This window comes from Bradyrhizobium sp. (assembly GCF_004799405.1).
Lineage (GTDB): Bacteria > Pseudomonadota > Alphaproteobacteria > Rhizobiales > Xanthobacteraceae > Bradyrhizobium.
Genome location: NZ_SSMW01000143.1, coordinates 1 through 16,759, shown reverse-complemented (window position 1 = coordinate 16,759; position 16,759 = coordinate 1). Strand labels below are relative to the sequence as shown.

Annotated in this window: 17 protein-coding genes; 7 read left to right on the top strand and 10 right to left on the bottom strand. The window is 64.2% G+C overall.

All coding sequences use genetic code 11. The features are described from left to right. The first annotated feature begins 47 nt into the window (after positions 1–47). Complete coding sequence (locus tag E7813_RS22540; protein WP_291577481.1) at positions 48–284, top strand: hypothetical protein; 237 nt, start codon at positions 48–50, stop codon at positions 282–284. Positions 285–333: 49 nt separating this feature from the next. On the opposite strand, the gene E7813_RS22535 is transcribed toward E7813_RS22540, so the two are convergent. Continuing rightward, positions 334–498, bottom strand: coding sequence for a Flp family type IVb pilin (locus tag E7813_RS22535; RefSeq protein WP_291577480.1), 165 nt, complete (start codon positions 496–498; stop codon positions 334–336). A gap of 353 nt (positions 499–851) precedes the next feature. Here E7813_RS22535 and E7813_RS22530 point away from each other — a divergent pair, with 353 nt between their 5' ends. Beyond that, positions 852–2,486, top strand: a complete 1,635-nt coding sequence (locus E7813_RS22530; protein ID WP_291577479.1) for a thiamine pyrophosphate-requiring protein — start codon at positions 852–854, stop codon at positions 2,484–2,486. 33 nt (positions 2,487–2,519) lie between these two features. Here E7813_RS22530 and E7813_RS22525 read toward each other — a convergent pair whose 3' ends face one another. The 3 genes from E7813_RS22525 to E7813_RS22515 all read right to left on the bottom strand — a co-directional run bounded on the left by E7813_RS22525 (position 2,520) and on the right by E7813_RS22515 (position 5,082). After that, entirely contained in the window at positions 2,520–2,741 is a 222-nt protein-coding gene (locus E7813_RS22525) for a hypothetical protein (RefSeq protein WP_291577478.1), read from the bottom strand. 97 nt (positions 2,742–2,838) lie between these two features. Next, complete coding sequence (locus tag E7813_RS22520) at positions 2,839–4,416, bottom strand: MDR family MFS transporter (RefSeq protein WP_291577477.1); 1,578 nt, start codon at positions 4,414–4,416, stop codon at positions 2,839–2,841. Between the two features lie 156 nt (positions 4,417–4,572). After that, positions 4,573–5,082, bottom strand: a complete 510-nt coding sequence (locus tag E7813_RS22515) for a YcgN family cysteine cluster protein (protein ID WP_291577476.1) — start codon at positions 5,080–5,082, stop codon at positions 4,573–4,575. Positions 5,083–5,371: 289 nt separating this feature from the next. Here E7813_RS22515 and E7813_RS22510 point away from each other — a divergent pair, with 289 nt between their 5' ends. Genes E7813_RS22510 through E7813_RS22500 form a run of 3 tightly spaced genes read left to right on the top strand, consistent with a single transcriptional unit; the run spans position 5,372 to position 8,828 of the window. Then, a complete protein-coding gene (locus E7813_RS22510; protein WP_291577475.1) occupies positions 5,372–7,654 on the top strand; it encodes a PBP1A family penicillin-binding protein in 2,283 nt (760 codons plus the stop codon). 2 nt (positions 7,655–7,656) lie between these two features. After that, complete coding sequence (locus E7813_RS22505; RefSeq protein ID WP_291577474.1) at positions 7,657–8,235, top strand: DUF1214 domain-containing protein; 579 nt, start codon at positions 7,657–7,659, stop codon at positions 8,233–8,235. Continuing rightward, positions 8,232–8,828, top strand: coding sequence for a DUF1254 domain-containing protein (locus E7813_RS22500; protein WP_291577473.1), 597 nt, complete (start codon positions 8,232–8,234; stop codon positions 8,826–8,828). Before E7813_RS22505 ends, E7813_RS22500 begins: the two co-directional genes overlap by 4 nt. Before the next feature lie 47 nt (positions 8,829–8,875). Here E7813_RS22500 and E7813_RS22495 read toward each other — a convergent pair whose 3' ends face one another. The 3 genes from E7813_RS22495 to E7813_RS22485 form a co-directional block, all read right to left on the bottom strand. Further along, positions 8,876–9,742, bottom strand: a complete 867-nt coding sequence (locus E7813_RS22495) for a hypothetical protein (RefSeq protein ID WP_363331210.1) — start codon at positions 9,740–9,742, stop codon at positions 8,876–8,878. A 73-nt stretch (positions 9,743–9,815) separates the two neighbouring features. Beyond that, the gene (locus tag E7813_RS22490) at positions 9,816–10,592 is read right to left on the bottom strand and encodes a hypothetical protein (protein ID WP_291577472.1); all 777 of its coding nucleotides are present in this window, start codon (positions 10,590–10,592) and stop codon (positions 9,816–9,818) included. Positions 10,593–10,606: 14 nt separating this feature from the next. Further along, complete coding sequence (locus E7813_RS22485; protein WP_291577471.1) at positions 10,607–10,807, bottom strand: hypothetical protein; 201 nt, start codon at positions 10,805–10,807, stop codon at positions 10,607–10,609. 220 nt (positions 10,808–11,027) lie between these two features. On the opposite strand from E7813_RS22485, the gene E7813_RS22480 reads away from it, so the two are divergent. Then, positions 11,028–12,002 (top strand): DUF2336 domain-containing protein, encoded by a 975-nt coding sequence (locus E7813_RS22480; RefSeq protein ID WP_291577530.1) that lies wholly within the window; start codon positions 11,028–11,030, stop codon positions 12,000–12,002. Here the strand turns inward: E7813_RS22480 and E7813_RS22475 are convergent. Beyond that, a complete protein-coding gene (locus tag E7813_RS22475) occupies positions 11,999–12,343 on the bottom strand; it encodes a DUF1491 family protein (RefSeq protein WP_291577470.1) in 345 nt (114 codons plus the stop codon). The genes E7813_RS22480 and E7813_RS22475 overlap by 4 nt on opposite strands. Before the next feature lie 154 nt (positions 12,344–12,497). Here E7813_RS22475 and E7813_RS22470 point away from each other — a divergent pair, with 154 nt between their 5' ends. After that, positions 12,498–13,955, top strand: coding sequence for an MmgE/PrpD family protein (locus E7813_RS22470; protein WP_291577469.1), 1,458 nt, complete (start codon positions 12,498–12,500; stop codon positions 13,953–13,955). A 42-nt stretch (positions 13,956–13,997) separates the two neighbouring features. Here the strand turns inward: E7813_RS22470 and E7813_RS22465 are convergent, their stop codons facing one another. Both E7813_RS22465 and E7813_RS22460 read right to left on the bottom strand, forming a co-directional pair. Next, the gene (locus E7813_RS22465; RefSeq protein ID WP_291577468.1) at positions 13,998–14,654 is read right to left on the bottom strand and encodes a peptidoglycan-binding protein; all 657 of its coding nucleotides are present in this window, start codon (positions 14,652–14,654) and stop codon (positions 13,998–14,000) included. Then, entirely contained in the window at positions 14,647–16,494 is a 1,848-nt protein-coding gene (locus tag E7813_RS22460) for an ATP-binding protein (protein ID WP_291577467.1), read from the bottom strand. The genes E7813_RS22465 and E7813_RS22460 overlap by 8 nt, the downstream gene beginning before the upstream one ends. Positions 16,495–16,759 lie beyond the last annotated feature (265 nt).

Sequence of the window (16,759 nt, the reverse complement as noted above, 5' to 3'; positions counted from 1 at the left end):
ACGCGCGAACATTCCTGGCTTGGGCCGCCTGCAACGTCAGGCTTGAGATGCCGTGGTCGACGCAATTCGACGAACCGATCAAGCTTGGCGGCGACCGCGCCCTCGTCACGCTGCAGCACGCCGCCGACTACATCATGAACTTGCCGCACGACCTCCAGCAGCAGCCGCACTGGCAGGTCGCGGTGGAAAACCTGATCAACGCCGCCGAGACCGGCGGCGGCTGGCTGATGTTCGCGCGCATCGGCATGATGCGGGCGCTGAACGGAGATCAACCAAAACGCTGACCCGGCGGCAATTGCTGCCGCCGTCCCGACCGTGACCGCCGGCCAAGGCTTATTTCAGCGAATTGTTGACCGCGGTGAATTTGGTGCTGAGCTGCGGGCCGATGCCCTGGACGGTGGCGATGATCGCAAAGGCGATGCCGGTGGCGATCAGGCAATATTCGATCGCGGTGGCGCCGGATTGATCGCGCAAGAATCTGAAAACCAGCGGCCGCATCCGAAACTCCTGTTGCCGGACATGCGGATTCTTCCGCGCCCATCCCGTGGGCGAAATTAAGCCTGATTGGTTGCGAGGGTGTTGACGAACACGCTGAACAATCAATTAAGGCGACCGTGGGTTTTCTCCGGGCGCAAAGGTTGCACTGCGAAAACGAGCAAGCCCGCCGGACATGGGTTTTGCGGACGACTCCGCCCGTGCCCCGGCATCGTCCCTTGGCATCGGAATGCAAAACGAGATACCAGAACCTCGCCAATACAGGCGGTACACGCGCTTTACCGGGCGATGGATTCCTGTTCCAACTGTCCGCCACGGGCCGAGCCCAACATCGGCCGAAACGGGGAGAGATCGGCATGAAACTCGGCACCGCCATTGCGGAAATCATGAAGCGCGAAGGTATCGAGATCCTTTGCGGCTACCCGGTCAATCATCTGATTGAACACGCCGCCGCCGCCGACATCCGTCCCGTGATGGTGCGGCAGGAACGCATCGGCATCCACATGGCGGATGCGATCTCCCGGCTCAGTTCCGGACACACCATCGGCGCCTTCTGCATGCAGCACGGTCCGGGCTCGGAGAATGCGATGGGCGGCGTCGCGCAGTGTTACGGCGAATCCGTGCCGGTGCTGGTGCTGCCGATGGGCTATGCGCGGCGGCTTGCGAATATCGAGCCGAACTTCAATTCCAGCCAGGCCATGAAGGCGTTTGCGAAGTCGACCGAGCCGATCAACGTCGCCGCTGAAGTCGGCAACATCTTCCGGCGCGCCTTCACCAAGCTGAAAAACGGCCGCGGCGGGCCGGTGATCGTGGAAATCCCGGCCGACATGTGGAATGAGGAGGTGCCGGAGCCCCTGAACTATACGCCGGTGTTGCGCACCCGCTACGGCGCGGACCCCGTACATATCAAGGAAGCCGCGGCGCTGCTGGTCAACGCCAGGCGTCCGGTGATCTATGCCGGCCAGGGCGTGCACTACGCCAAGGCGTGGCCGCAATTAAAACGGCTGGCCGAAAAGCTCGCCATTCCCGTCTGCACCAGCCTCGGCGGCAAGTCGTCCTTCCCCGAGACACACCCGCTGTCGCTCGGCTCCGGCGGCGTGGCGATGCCGCGCGCGGTGCCGAAGTTTCTGGCCGAAGCCGACGTCATCTTCGGCATCGGCTGCTCCTTCACCGAAACGTCGTTCGCGGTCGGCATGCCCAAGGGCAAGACCATCATCCATTCGACGATCGATCCGGCGCATCTCAACAAGGACGTCGAAGCCAGGATCGGATTGGTCGGCGATGCCGGGCTGGTGCTCGACGCGCTGCTGGCAGAGATCGGCAACAGCGTCACATCCGACCGCGACGCCAAAGCCGTCGCCGCCGAGATCGCGGCCTCGCACAAGGAATGGCTGGCAAAATGGATGCCGAAGCTGACCCACAACGACGCGCCGCTCAACCCCTATCGGGTGCTCTGGGACCTGCAGCAGACCGTCGACATCCACAACACCATCATCACCCATGACGCCGGCAGCCCGCGCGACCAGCTCTCGCCGTTCTGGAAAGCGGTCGAGCCGCTGTCCTATATCGGCTGGGGCAAGACCACGCAGCTCGGTTACGGGCTGGGGCTGGCGCTGGGCGCCAAGCTCGCCAAGCCCGACAAGCTCTGCATCAATGTCTGGGGCGATGCGGCGATCGGCTTTACCGGAATGGATTTCGAGACCGCGGTACGCGAGCGGATTCCGATCATGTCGATCTTGCTGAACAATTTCAGCATGGCGATCGAATTGAAGGTGATGCCGATCTCGACCGAGAAATACCGCGCGACCGATATTTCCGGCGACTATGCCGCGATGGCGCGCGCCTTCGGCGGCTATGGCGAGCGGGTGACCAAACCGGAAGACATCATCCCGGCGATCAAGCGCGGCATCGCCAAAACCAAGGAAGGCATTCCGGTGCTGCTGGAGTTCATCACCTCCAAGGAGACCGAGGTTTCGCGGCCGGGAACCTGAGAAATTCCGGGTCGATACGACCCACGCCCGGACTCAAGGCTTGAAAAATGCGGGATCGTTAAGCGCCTTGATCATGACGTCGACCATGTCGGCGGCACCGTGGTCTTCGCGCTCCTCCAGCAGTTCCCACATCTTGCGCAAATTGGCGCGCATCGGCGCCTTCAGCGACGGGTCGCGCTCGATCAGGGTCCGCGCGATGCAAAAGGCGATGCCCTCGGTGCCCATTCGTGCCTGTTCGATGCTGGGTTTGCTCATGACCGGCTCCTTCGAATATCGATGTCTGCTGCGGCCGCTGTTAAATGAATTCCGGGCCGATTGATAGCCACCGAGAGGCCCTGAGCAGGGCTGCGCCCTACTCCGCCAGCTCTACCGGCCTTGCCGGGCCGGCCAGCGGCTTTTCTTCCATCAGGATAAAGCTCAGCGAGGCGCCGGCGAGCAGGGCCGCTGCGGCGGCGAACACGTAGCGGAACGCCATGATCATGTCGGCGGCCGGAATCGAGCTCACGGGGCCGCGATGCTCTCCGCTCAGCGAAATATCTGCGCCCAGCGCCATCAGCAGGATGGCGGAGAACGCCGCCACCATGAACGACGCCATCAGCGCGCGGAAGAAATTCATTGCACCGGTGGCGGTGCCGACTTGCGCGCGCACCACCGAATTCTGGATCGAGACCACGCTGATCGGAAACGCGGTACCAAGGCCCAGCGAGAACACCGACAGCAACGCCAGCAGCACCCATAGCGGCATCGCCATCAGCGCCATTGCGGCCCCCGCCACCGCCGCGCACGACGTCCCGATGATCGCGACGCGCTTGTAGTGTCTGGCGTGCGCCATGGTCTGGCCGGCGATCGCGGCACCGCCGGTCGAAATGGCCGCCAGCGGAATCAGCGCAAGGCCGGCCTCGCTGGCACTGAGGTGATAGACCATCTCGTAATACAGCGGCAGATGCACGGTCAGCCCCACCATCGCCCCCATCGCGCAACCGCCGGCGGCCATCGCATACGGCACGACGGTGCCGCCCATCAGCGGCAGCGGCAGGAACGGCTCTTCGGCGTTTCCGGCATGCCACACGAAGGCAAGCGTAAGGGCAACCGACGAACCCAGCATCGCCAGGATGACCGGCGACAGCCAGAGATAACGGTTGCCGCCCCATGTCAGCACCAGCATGAAAACCACGGCGCCAGCCATCAGCAGCAGGCCGCCGAGCCAGTCGACCTTGCGCCTGCGGTGAAACACCGGGATCTTGGCCATCCTCGGCAGCAGCAGCGCCAGCGAGGCAAGCCCGAGCGGCAGGTTGATCCAGAAGATCATCGACCAGTGCAGATGCTCGGCGAACACGCCGCCGAGGATCGGACCGCCGATGCCGGCCGCGACCCATACCCCGCTGAAATAGGCCTGGTATTGACCGCGCTCGCGCGGGGTCACCAGGTCCGAAATTATGGTCTGCACGATCGGCAGGATGCCGCCGCCGCCGAGACCTTGCAGGCCACGCGCCAGAATCAGGACCGGCAGGTTCGGCGCCAATGCGCATAACAAGGAGCCGGCGATGAACAGGGTGAGGGCTGTGACAATCATGGCGCGGCGGCCGTAGATGTCGCTGAGCGTGCCGAACACCGGCGCCACCGCGGTCGACGCCAACAGATAGGCCGTAATCACCCATGACAGGCTGGAGACGTCCTGGAATTGCCGACCGATGGTCGGCAGCGCCGTGGCGACGATGGTCTGGTCGAGTGCGGCCAGAAACATCGTCAGCATCAGGCTCATCAGGATGGTGCGGATTTCGCCTTGCGTCATCGGCGCCCGCGGCGCGATCGGCGGCGCATCGCTGATGGCGATGACCTCCGTCGGCATCTCCGACAGGTCGCGCTCGATCGCATCGGACAATGTCTGTCGGGCAGCCGGATGGGGGCTTTGGCGCTGGTGCTTGTTCATGCAGACTTGTTTGGCGATGCGCGGGTGGCGCGGAATCAATGTCTCAACGGTAATGTAGGGGGCAAATCCAAGCCGCGGCAGCGGGTTGCGTGCATGGGTGCATCCCGCGAGGGTACCATCGCAACCGCGTGATGCTTCAATTCGGCGCGGTCGGGATTACGGCCGCCTTTTGAGGCGGGCGCGCTTGGGCAATTGCGCCGGCCATTGCACGATGTGATCTTCGAGATCAGCGTCGGCGACCTCATTCTCGGTTCCCTGCACCCGCCCGCGCACCGACACGCCGGCTTCATGCACCGTATTGGGATCGCCCGATACCAGCGGGTGCCACCAATACAGATCGCGGCCTTCGGCCACGAGCTTGTAGCCGCAACTCGGCGGCAGCCAGTTCAGGGTGCGGACATTGGCCGGCGTCAGCCGGACGCAGTCGGGAACCTGATCGGACCGGTTCGCATAATCCTTGCAGGCACATAGACCGGCATCCAGAAGCTTGCAGGAAACATGGGTGAAATAGATCTTGCCGGTATCTTCGTCTTCCAGCTTCTCAAGGCAGCAGCGCGCGCAGCCGTCGCACAGGCTCTCCCACTCGGCGTTAGACATTTCCTCCAACGTCTTGGTTTTCCAAAAGAATCCCTCTTGATTGGAGGGCGGCTGGGAACGGATGGTCATGAACCCCTGGGGTTTGCATACGACGGCAAGCTCAAGCCCTTCTAGGGGCAGCGGCGGCCAAGGTGCAAGTGGGGTGATTCACGGCCGGGTAAAAGTCCCGGCGGCATTATCCCTGCCCATCAAAATCACAAGCCCAGCCATTGGTTTATGGCCCCCGCTCGGCTAAATACTCACGGAGTCGCCCGGACGCGCAAAAGCGCCTTGGGTTTGCCGCAACATTCCCGCAAGACGTCTCAACGGTGCCCGGCCGGGCGCTTGAGCGCTTACGAACTTCGGAAAACGGGCACCAGTGCGCCAGATCGTACCGCCGCAATGGAAGAAAAAGTTCCGGCACATCCTGCTGGATCTCGATGCGCGCATCGACTCCACGCTGTTCTCTTCCGCCGTCGGCGCGCGCGAGCTCTATGAACGGTTCTCGACTTTTATGGACCGCTTCTATGTCGGCCGCTGGAAGCGCTGGGTGTTCATCGAGCCGTTGTCGGAGGCCGCCACCATCGGGCTCGGCGGCCTGATCCTGATGCTGGCGCTGGCGGTGCCGGCCTTTCGCGAAACCGCCGACGACGACTGGCTGAAAAAATCCGACCTCGCGGTCACGTTCCTCGATCGCTACGGCAATCCGATCGGCAACCGCGGCATCAAGCACAACGATTCGATTCCGCTGGAGGATTTTCCGGACAATCTGATCAAGGCGACGCTCGCCACCGAGGACCGCCGCTTCTACGACCATTTCGGCATCGACGTCGCCGGCACGTTCCGCGCGCTGCTGACCAACGCGCAGGCCGGTGGCGTCCGCCAGGGCGGCTCGTCGATCACGCAGCAGTTGGCGAAGAACCTGTTCCTCAACAACGAGCGCACCATCGAGCGCAAGGTGAAGGAAGCGTTTCTCGCGGTGTGGCTGGAAACGCGCCTGACCAAGAACGAGATCCTGAAACTCTATCTCGATCGCGCCTATATGGGCGGCGGCACCTTCGGCGTCGACGGTGCGGCGCATTTCTATTTCAACAAGTCGGCGCGCGACGTCAATCTCGCCGAAGCCGCCATGCTCGCCGGGCTGTTCAAGGCCCCCACCAAATACGCGCCGCATATCAACCTGCCCGCCGCGCGCGCCCGCGCCAACGTGGTGCTAGACAACCTGGTCGACGCCGGCTTCATGACCGAGGGCCAGGTGTTCGGCGCCCGGCGCAATCCGGCCACCGCGGTCGACCGCCGCGACGAGAATTCGCCGAACTACTATCTCGACTGGGCGTTCGACGAGATGCGCAAGCTGGTCGACACGTTCCCGAAGTCCTATACCGAGCGGGTGTTCGTGGTCCGCACCGCGATCGACATGAACGTGCAGCGCGCCGCGGAAGAAGCCATCGAAAACCAGTTGCGCCAGTTCGGCCGCGACTATCACGCGACCCAGGCCGCGACCGTGGTCGCCGACCTCGACGGCGGCGTGCGGGCGATGGTCGGCGGCCGCGACTACGGCGCCAGCCAGTTCAACCGCGCGGTGGACGCCTACCGGCAGCCCGGTTCGTCGTTCAAGCCCTATGTCTACACCACGGCCCTGCTCAACGGCTTCAAGCCGACCTCGATCATCGTCGACGGTCCGGTCTGCATCGGCAACTGGTGTCCGCAGAACTACGGCCACTCCTACTCCGGCGCGGTGACGCTGACGCAGGCGATCACCCGCTCGATCAACGTCGTTCCGGTGAAACTGTCGATCGCCATCGGCGGCAAGGGCGGACCGAAAGCCGGTCGCGCCAAGATCGTGGAAGTGGCGCGCCGCTTCGGCATCAAGGCCCCGCTGCCCGATACGCCGTCGCTGCCGATCGGCGCCGACGAAGTCACCGTGCTCGAGCATGCGGTGGCCTATGCGACGTTCCCGAACAAGGGCAAGTCGGTCACGCCGCATGCGGTACTGGAAGTTCGCACCGGCGCCGGCGACCTGGTCTGGCGTTTCGACCGCGACGGCAAGAAACCGCTGCAGGCCATTCCGGCATCGGTTGCCGCCGACATGGCGGGCATGATGAGCCACGTCGTCAGCGAAGGCACCGCGCGCCGCGCCGCCCTCGACGGCATTCCGACCGCCGGCAAGACCGGCACCACCAACGCCTACCGCGACGCCTGGTTCGTCGGATATACCGGTAACTTCACCTGCGCGGTCTGGTACGGCAATGACGATTATTCGGCAACCAACCGCATGACCGGCGGCTCGCTGCCGGCCCAGACCTGGCACGACATCATGGTCGCGGCCCATCAAGGCGTCGAGATCAAGGAGATCGCGGGCATTGGCGCCGGAACCAAACTTCCGGCTCCCGCCGTCCCGGCGACGATCGCGGCCAACGGCGCGCCGAAACCTCCCGAGATCAAGCCGGGGCCGCCGCCGGTCCTGACCAAGCGCGGCGCGGATATTCTGGTGCACGTGGAAAAGCTGCTCGACGAGGCCGCCAAGACCGTTGGACAGACCTCGTCCGGCGAACCGCCAAAGCCGGTCAAGCCGCTATCGTCCAACACGTCGGCACTGCCGGAAAGCTTTGCCGCGGCAACGCCAGGCAGCCCGGCTGCGCCCGCGCCGCTCAAGAACTAGCCGTGCGGCTGATCTTCATCACCTTGCTGGCGCTGATGCTGGCCATCGTTGTCGGCATCGGCGCGACATGGGTGACGGCAACGCGCGGCACCGACCTCGGCACGCTCACGATCGGGGCCTGGACCGCCCGGCCCAAGACCGGCACCGCCGACGTCGATCCTTATTCACGCGCCTCGATCGCCCGCAGCGGCGAGTTACCGGTCGGCACCGGCGACGGGGTGGCATTCTCGGCGACAACCGACGACCGCAGGCGAGCGCTCGATGGGCGATGCGACGTGGTCATCAGCGGCGTCACGCCGGCGGCGCGGTTCTGGACGTTGACGCTGTACGACCGGAAAGGACATCTGGTTGCGAACTCGCTGCAGCGTTACGGCTTCACCAGCCAGGAAATCATCCGCGGGGCTGACGGCGCCTTCGAGGTGCGGGTGGCGGCGCGCTCGCGTGCCGGCAACTGGCTCCCCACCGGCGGCATCGAGCGCTATGCCCTGATGCTTCGGCTGTACGATACGCCGGTTGGCGTAGCGACGCGGACCAGGCGCGATGCGCCGATGCCGTCGATTGCGACCGTGGGGTGCCCATGACTCGCCTGCTGTTCACGATTATCGCGGGCGTACTGCTGGGTGGCATCGTGCATCTCGTCAGCGTCCTGGCGTTGCCGCGCATCGCGAGTCAGGACGCCTATTCGCGCCTGACGCCGCTGACCAAGCTCAACGCCGTTACCCCGTTGCCGCTGGCGGATCCGACCAATGAACCGATGCCGTTCATGGATCCGGCGTTCGCGATGGCGGTTTGCCGTTACGATCTGTCGGGCGGCTCGATCAAGCTCGCAGTCCCGGTCAGCCAGGCCTACACCTCGGTGTCGTTCTATACCCGCAACGAAGTCGCCTATTACGCCATCAACGACCGGTCCGCCGGACGCAAGGTGATCGAACTCGATCTCATGACCGAGGCCCAGCACGCCGAATTGCCCGAGGATGAGGACGTCACCGCAGCCGACCGGCTGATCATCGATTCACCAACCGCCACCGGGCTGATCGTGCTGAAAGCCCTGGCGGCCGAGCCCGGCCTGATGCCGCAGGCCCAGGCCACGCTCGCGGCCTCCACCTGCAAGGTGCAGACCGATGCGCCGGTCAAGCAGGCGGAAACGCCGCCGCCGGCGCCAGCCAGGCGCTGATCGAAACGCGATCGGGTCCCGGGCGTCGGCTCGGAACCGAAGCCACCTTAGTTTGCAGAGGCTACAGGGATGACGCCCGGGGCATCCGGGTCAAATCCAAACACGCCGACGAGGTATTTGTAGTAGTCGGGCATCAGCTCTTTGAGCTTGGCACGATTGTGCGGTGCATGCTCCGAATCCTTGCCGGCCAGGAAAATGCTCGCGGTTACGGCGAAAAATTCCCGGCTGTTCTTGAGGACGTATTCGTCCTTGCCGAACAAGTTCTTCTTCTGAGCCTCGCTGTAGAAATTGTTGATGCCCATGTTTTCGTATCCGTGAGGCATGAGTTTGGCGTGATAGGCATGAAGAAGCTCGTGAAGGACCACCGGATCCTGCTCATAGCGCATCATGTTCGGACGCAGCATCACCACCCCTATTCCAGTATCGGCGGCAAGTTCGACCATGTCCGAATTGGTCCAGCGGTGTTTCACCTCGTCCCAGGTCGTAACGCCTGAGCTCATCCGTGCCGGCACCGACGAACCATAGCAGGCGGCTGCGGCGCTTTCGTCGAGGCACGCCATTTCGCTCGCTATGATCGGCACGCTGTGAAAGAACTGAAGCACCTTGGGGCTGAAGCCCGCATCTTCCACTATATCCAGCTGCCGGCGAAGCATGGTTGCCATGGCGCCGACATCCTTGCGTTCCGCATTTTCCGAAAGATCGAATCCATAACCGCGATAGGTCTCAAAGCCGGTCGGCGGCGAGGCCGGCAGCGAACGAGGCCCGGCGGTGACCGGGTTGGGTCCGAGCGTGACCAAGAGGACTGCGGAAACCAGTAGTGCCCTGCCCATAATTTTCCCCTCACACCGGCGGACAAAATGCGGCGCTCGTCGCGAGCCGATACGCGCGACCACGGTAAGCAATAGAAATTTCACCGCGGTTAACTTGCGGCGCGCGCGTTCACCGGAGGAATTAAACCGCGATTAACCAAGCGGCCTTGCGAGGTCGCTAGCCGCGCACGCTGACGGCGTGTCCGATCGCGGGTTGCGCTGCGACCGGCGGATGGGCGGTTTGGGCGGCGAGTTCATTGATCAGGCGATCGGCGTCGGCTGCCATGTTGTCCGGCACCTGGATCACCAGCCGCTCCAGCGCCCAGCGGTAGGAGGAAATGCGCTGTTCCAGGCACTGCGTCACCCACTGCACGATCAGGGTGTTCTCTTCCATGCGGGCGACCGCGTCGGCGCGTTCGCGGGGCAACAGTTCGGAAACCAGATTCAGGCTGGCGTTACGCTTGCGGTCGAGATCCAGCACGCGTACGGCGTTGGAGAAGAACGGATCGAACCGCGTGATGTCGTCGCGCACGTCGTCCATGAGTTGCGCATAGCGCGATGAATTCGAACGGTGAGGCTCGTCGATCAGGCTGCGCCCATAGGCGGTGCGATCGAATGCCGGCGTCTGCCGCCATGGCGCGGGAATCGTCTTGTAATCGCCGAACACGCTCTTCCAGGCGGGGCGCGAATGCGGCGGCTCGATCAGCGGATAAGCAAGATCGCGAAGCCGCCGTTCGCTGTCGGTGAGCTGGAATTGCGAGGGCCGCAGGCCGACGCTGCCGGTCGCCTCGCGGCCGATCCAGTTATGCATGCCGTCGTTGAGAAAATCCGGGCGGGTGCGGCCGAAATCGCCGCCGCTGCAGCCTCCGAGCGCCAGGCTCGCCAGCAGCAGCAGGGCCGATGGCGGACATCGGACCTGCACTCTTGTCCGGATCGGAAAATACGTCTCCGGCATCGAAATGTCCGGCGTCAGGTTCGTCGGCGGCGCCGGCCGCCCGGGGCCGCACCCTCTTCCGGACCGCTGCCACCGCTTGTTTCGCCGGTGTCGCGTTCGATCCGGACGACGGGAAGGATCAAGACGGTCCCCATGCCTTCGCGTGGGGCGCCATCCGCAGTTGAGCCGGGCCGTCGCGAGGCCGCATCCGCCGGAAATTCAATGATGGTGCCCATGTCCAACTCTCTGTGGTTGCCGCGGGCGGCGCGATTTGCCGGCGACAGGCCGTCATTAAGATCAGGGCATGGTTAACGGCATCTTAACTGCCGGCGGTTCGAGGCGAGACAATGAAGCTGCAAATGCGGCGGCAGATCTTCACGGATTGTTTTCCTTAACGCACTGTTAAAGCGGCTTGGGTAGGCTCGGGTGAGCATCACTCTGTCGCGTATCCATGGCATGACCACACCACCGCTTTTTCCAGGCTTCGACGGGTTGATGACGCTCTCCCGCCGCGAGGGCGTCGATATCAGGCCCACTTTGTTGCGCGTGCTGACCGATCTCTACGTTCAGGCCCGTGCCCACAGCAGCGACGAAGAGCGGCAGTTTGTCGAACTGACCTCGCGCCTGATCGACCAGGTCGACGACGCGACGCGCGCAGCGGTGCGGGCGCGGCTGGCGATCTATCCGGGCACGCCGGCCGAGATCATGGCAAAACTCGGACTGAAACCCGCCGATCCCGACCAGCACGTGCCGCTCGCTATCGAAATTGCCGCAAGTCCGGTCGTGGCGCCGCCGGTCAGGCCGCGCACCGAAGCGCAATTGCGGATGCAATCGAATCTGTCGATGCAGCCGACGGACGCCGCCGAGATCAACGACATGTTCTTGCGCGCGAACTCCAGCGAACGCGCATTGATCCTGCACAACCTCGAGCAAACGCCGCTCAAGGCTTCCGCGCGAATCCCGTCGTTCTTTGCCGCCCGCGCCGTCGAAACGCTCGAGATGGCCGCGTTCGCCGCCGACATCGAAAACTTCACGCTGGAACTGGGCGAGACGCTGATATTGACGGCGAAGGTTGCGGCCCAGGTGGCCAACGATCCCGGCGGCGAGCCGCTGGCCTGCGCCGCCAAAGCGCTGAACATGCCGAGCGCGGTTTTTCAGCGGATCCTGATCTTCCTCCCCTCGTTCGGTTCATCGGTGACCACCGTCTACCGGCTGTCGCGGCTTTACGACCGCTTAAGCGAACGATCGGCGCTCGTCATGCTGGCGGCATGGCGCGGCTCGACGCTGGCGGTCACGCGCGCCAAATATCGCCCTACCCTCTACGACGACGAGCGCCACCGCGCGCGCTCGACGCCCGCACAGACTCGCACCGCCGCTCAACCCGGCGTCGTCTTCGGCACGCGAAACACGTCGCGAGCCTCGGGAAGCTAACGCTTCGCCAGATCGAGAAAATGTCGCCCTGCCCGGTCCTCGATCTCCACGATCCATGCGTCCGGGTCGAATTTGATTTCCTTCGCCAGACGCTCCTCCACCGACGATTCAGGGACCGGCTGCGGCGATGTCGCCAAAAATATGCGCTCGATCGGCCGGCTGTCATCGTAGACCGTCTGCGGCGCCGGGCCGTACAGCATGGCGTTGCCGTCGAGCGTTGCCACCTTGACGAACACCGCACCGGCCTCATCCGCGCCGCGCCTGCGCACGGCGCCGAATATCCCCTCGGTCTGGCAACGCCGCAGATAGGCGGCCACCCAGATGCTGGATTTCAATCGCATGAAACCGACGATAGGCCAGCGGATGTATCTAGGCTAGAGCATGATCCGGAAAATGCCTGCCCTCCTGAGCGCCGAATTATTTGTTGCTCGCAGCCCGGTCGCAAAGTGATAGTCTCCAGGCATCGCGCAAAGCGAGTTGTCCATTGGAGGTAGCATGAGGAGGCGCGAGTTCATCACGCTTCTGGGCGGCGCGATGTGGCCGATCTCGGCGCATGCACAGCAATCGAAGCGCATTTTCGCACAGCCGGCAGTTCCGGGGCCGGTGATGAGCACGCTGAGCGCCTATATGGGCGCCGCCGCGGCGCGCGCGCTTCCTGATGAAGTCGCGGAGCACGCCAAACAGCATCTGCTCGATACCTTTGCGGCGATGATTTCCGGATCGGAATTGCCGCCGGGCCAGGCGGCCCAGCGTTACATCCGCGAGCACGGCGGGAACGGCACCGCGACCGTAGTGGGCTCGGCGCTGATCGCCGCACCGCTCGACGCCGCGCTCGCCAACGGCGTGATGGCGCATGCCGATGAAACCGACGACTCGCACAATGAATCACGCTCCCATCCGGGCTGCTCGATCGTGCCGGCGGCACTGGCGGTCGGCGAGCAACAGGGGATCGACGGCACCGCCCTGCTCCGGGCGGTGACGCTTGGCTACGACATCGGTCCGCGCGTGGTCATGGCGATGGGAGGTGCTGCTTTCAGCTACGAGAGCAGCCTGGCGACGCATAGTATTGCCGGTACCTTCGGCGCCGCCGCAGCGGCCGCTTGCGCCGCCCACCTCGATGCACGCCAGATGCGCTGGGCGCTGGATTATGCCGCGCAGCAATCCTCCGGAATCATTGCCTGGCGGCGCGACACCGATCACATCGAGAAGGCGTTCGTGTTCGCCGGCATGCCGGCGCGGAACGGCGTCACCTCGGCGCTCGTGGTTAAATCGGGCTGGAACGGCGTTGAGGATATTTTCTCGGGCCCGGATAATTTTTTCGCCGCCTACGCGCCGAAAGCGCAGCCCGACCGGCTGGTCGAGAAGCTCGGCGAGCGTTACGAGATCGCGCAAACCGACATCAAGAAATGGACCGTCGGCTCACCGATCCAGGGACCGCTCGATGCGATCGAGGCGATCCGCGGCAAAAAGCCGTTCGAGGCAGATCAGGTGAAGCGCGTCACCGTACGTCTGGCCCCGACGGTTGCGGCGGTGGTGGACAACCGCGACATCCCCGATATCTGCCTGCAGCAGATGGTTGCCGTCATGCTGCTCGACAAAACCGTCTCATTCCATGCCGCGCATGACAAGCCGCGCTTGCAGGACCCGGCGACGTTGCGCCAGCGCGTCAAGGTCAACCTGGTGCGCGACGACGAACTGGCAAAGCTTCTGCCGGTCCGGGTAACCGTTGTCGAGATCGAACTGACCGACGGCACCCGGCTTTCGGAGCGCGTCTCGGCCGTGCGCGGCACACTCGCCAACCCGATGACGCGGGCCGAGGTGAGCGAAAAAGCCAGCGGCCTGATCACACCGGTGCTGGGACGCGAGACGTCGAAGCGGCTGATCGATACGGTCTTTGCGATCGAAGGCGTCACCGACATCAGAAGTTTGCGGCGCCTGCTTCAGAGCGGCTAACTTCAGCGAATGAATGTCGGACCATGAGAAACGGAAACGGCCCTAGTCGATCGGATGGCCGACCATCGCGGTCAGTTCGCGCACCAGCCGATCGGACATCTGCCCGGTCACGGGAATCTTGCGGTCCCGCTCGAATTTCTGGATCGCGGCCTGGGTGTCGGCGCCGATGGTGCCGGTCGGTTTCAGCTGGCCATAGCCATATTCGGTGAGCGTACGCTGCACCGCCGCCACGCGGCGCGAGCCGGAGAACGCACTTGAAACAACCGGGATCGGAGCCGGTGGCCGCACGATCGTCGGAGGCGCCACGGATGTTGCGCTGGTCGCCTTGACGAGACTGGTCAACGCATCAGAGGCTTTCGATTCGGCTGGCTTCAATTCCAGCGGCAACGCATCCGCGGGCTTCGGTGCGGCTTCAACCGGACGCGGACGCGGCAATGGACTGGCAGGCGTCACCGCAGCCGAGACCGCGACAGCGGCGCCGAACATCGGCGACGGATGAGGTCCCGTCTGCAGCAACAGCGCGTTGGCCACGATCGCGCTGACGGCGGCGAATCCCAGCGCGCCCGCAACCAGGTCCTTCGGGCTATAAAGCAGAACGCGCATCACCAAACCGCGCTCGGCTTCGGTTTCGATCGCAACCGCACTCGCACCACGGCGGCGGCGCGGCATGTCGTCATCTCTTGCAATTTGTCTAGGCACTTTTCTTCACCTGAGCCTGGTCGGAATGAGTTTCCTGGGATGAGGATCGCAACGCCGGAGTGAGCGTGGCGATATTGCTGGCTGGCAGCGCGGCCGGCGGCGTGAACGCCAGCGGCAGCGCGATGGTCACGCTGGTTCCCTCGTCGATCTTGCTTTGCACGGTCATCTCGCCGCCATGCAACCCGACCAGGCTTTTCACGATCGACAGCCCGAGGCCGGTGCCTTCGTGCCGCCGCTGATAGGTCTTGCCGGCCTGGAAGAACGGGTCGCCGATCCGTTTGAGATCGTCGGCCGCGATGCCGACGCCGGTATCATCGACGCGAAGCACCAGCCGCGATCCCTCGACGGCTGCGGAAACCGTCACCATGCCGCCGCGCTCGGTAAACTTGATGGCGTTGGACACCAGATTCAGCACGATCTGCTTGAACGCCCGCGGATCGCCGGTCATCGCGGGCAGATCCTCGGCCGCGCGAGTCACGAGGTCGATACCGTTTTCCCGTGCCTTCAGCGCCAGCAGGTTGCAGCAATTGAGCAGCGCCGCACGTGGCGCGAACAGCTCCGGCGTGATCTCGAAATTGCCGGACTCCATCTTGGACATGTCGAGAATACCATTGACGACCGACAGCAGATGCTGGCCGGAATCGTTGATCAACTGGGCGTATTCCTTGCGCCGCGCCGCATCGACCATCAACACGTCTTCCTGAACGATCATTTCAGAGAATCCGATGATGGCGTTGAGCGGCGTGCGCAACTCGTGGCTCATGGTGGCCAGGAAACGGCTTTTCGACGCGTCGGCCTGCTCGGCAGCGCTGCGCGCCAGATCGAGCGCCTGTTCCTGGACTTTCCGGTCGGTGACGTCGCGGATCACGGCGACAACTTCGGCTTCATGCGGAGCCGCCGTCTCCGAAATCCGTTCCAGCGGCCGGCAACGCATTTCGGCCCAGATGAAATCGACCGGATGGGTCTGCCCGCGCTGGCTGGCTTCGGGATTGTCGCGCCGAAGACGAAATTCGACGCTGCGTACCTCGCCGCCGCGCGCGGCGTCCGACAGCGCGGTGAGATAGGCCGGACGATCGGCGACATGGACGCGATCGAACAGGCCGTGCCCGAGCAGCCGCGATACCGGCGCGCCCAGCATCGCCTCCGCCGCGGGTGAAATGAACTGCACCGCGCCGTTGCGGCGATGGCGCGAGATCACGTCGCTCATGTTCAGCGCCAGCAGACGGTATCGCTCTTCCTCGACGCTGAGCAGCGAGACGCTGATGCGCGCCAGCGACTCGGCGCCGAACGCCAGGCCGGCCGCGTAAAGCGTCGCCGAAGCCACACCGAAGGCCATGAATGCCCCGCGCACCGCCGAGTTCGATTGCGCCGGCAGCACGTCAAAATGTCCGAGCACGATCAGCAGGGCGGCGCACGTCAATGCCAGCGCGCAGGCAAACGCGACCACGCGGCGCGAGGCGGACAGCGAAGCCTCGAGCGGAACGACGACCAGCCAGATCGTGGCAAAGGATTCGATGCCGCCGGTGGTCATCGCCACCGTCATGACGAAGCCGGCCAGCGCCAGCGACGACAACACGTGCGCGCCTTGATAACGGCCGGTACGCGACAGGAACCACGACAGCAGGATCGGCGCGATCAGCCAGGCCAATGCCGCGACTTCAAGGGCGGTCGGCGCACCGCGCATCGCCAGATAGACCGGGAACGCCGCGAACGCCGCCAGGCTGCCGAGCAGCCGCGGCGCCATGAACGCCCGATGGCGCGCGCGCGTCAGCGCGTCGTATCGCGCCGACGGATGCAGGAGCGCATCGAGACAATCGCGGATTATATTCAAAACTGTCACGGCTCTCGCGCTTCGGCTTGCTCGTCAAAACAGACGCGCCGGAACGCCTCCTTTATCGTTGCCACACCGTGTCAGAGCGAAATTAAGCGAACGCTAAGGCGCGACAGCCTGTGCTAAAAGACCCCGCCGGGGCGGGGTTTTCGCATGCCGCGGAGGGCTCATTCGACGCAGATGGTGAACGACCGGTTTCCAGCGCCGGCCCGGTATGGTTTCGAAATGGTGGACGCCCTGCTGCGCCAATAACGCTGGTAAAAGCCGCATCAAT